Source organism: Kitasatospora sp. NPDC059571 (assembly GCF_042735675.1).
Classification (GTDB): Bacteria; Actinomycetota; Actinomycetes; order Streptomycetales; family Streptomycetaceae; genus Kitasatospora.
Map to the genome: position 1 here is coordinate 11,217 of NZ_JBHWBW010000237.1, position 387 is coordinate 11,603.

1 pseudogene is annotated in these 387 nt (G+C 72.6%); it reads left to right on the forward strand.

The features are described 5' to 3' along the window. Positions 1–387 (forward strand): annotated as a pseudogene (locus tag ACFV0G_RS23955) (amidohydrolase family protein); the annotation flags it as partial.

The following is a 387-nucleotide window of genomic DNA, read 5'->3' on the forward strand; positions in this document are numbered from 1 at the left end:
CACCCCGCACACCGGGGGGGGGTGGTTGGGGGTGGCCTCACCCGCCACGACGATCGTCTCCGGCGAGGGCATGATCGCCACCGCCGGTGCCATCGACACCCACGTCCACCTGATGTCACCGCGGATCATGGAGGCCTCGCTGGCCTCCGGCGTCACGACCATCATCGGCCAGGAGTTCGGGCCGGCCTGGGGCGTCGGCGTCAACTCGCCGTGGGCGCTGCGGCACGCCTTCAACGCCTTCGACGCCTGGCCGGTCAACATCGGCTTCCTGGGCCGGGGTTCGTCCTCCGATCCGGCGCCGCTGATCGAGGCCCTGGCCGAGGGCGGCGCCTCCGGCTTCAAGGTCCACGAGGACATGGGCGCCCACACCCGCGCCCTGGACACCGC